This window comes from Paraburkholderia sp. SIMBA_054, from assembly GCF_046534875.1.
Taxonomy (GTDB): domain Bacteria; phylum Pseudomonadota; class Gammaproteobacteria; order Burkholderiales; family Burkholderiaceae; genus Paraburkholderia; species Paraburkholderia hospita.
Window position 1 is genome coordinate 1 of sequence record NZ_JAWRXV010000992.1, and the last position, 263, is coordinate 263.

Genomic DNA, 263 nt, shown 5'->3' on the forward strand with positions numbered 1-263 from the left:
GCGGTGCAATTACGCCGATGCGCAAGTCTTCGGCGTCGCGCGCCAAAGCAAGCACGCGCGCGCCCAACGGAATCAATCCGCCGACGAGGCCATCGGGCGTACCGCGTCCATCGTAACGCTCGTACTGGTGGCGGATCATGGTTTGCACCGCGCTCAATTGCGAAACAGGCGTGAGCGCCATCTGGCCATGCAGCGGATGAAGCTGGTACAGCTTCGCTTCCTGCGGTTGCAGCTTCGCGATCGGCGTTTTCAGCAAAGCGTCG

The 263-nt window shown here is 62.4% G+C and carries 1 protein-coding gene; it reads right to left on the bottom strand.

From position 1 onward, the window contains the following. On the bottom strand, positions 1-263 hold a 263-nt coding region (locus SB822_RS58110), incomplete at both ends, for an HD domain-containing phosphohydrolase (RefSeq protein ID WP_410859243.1).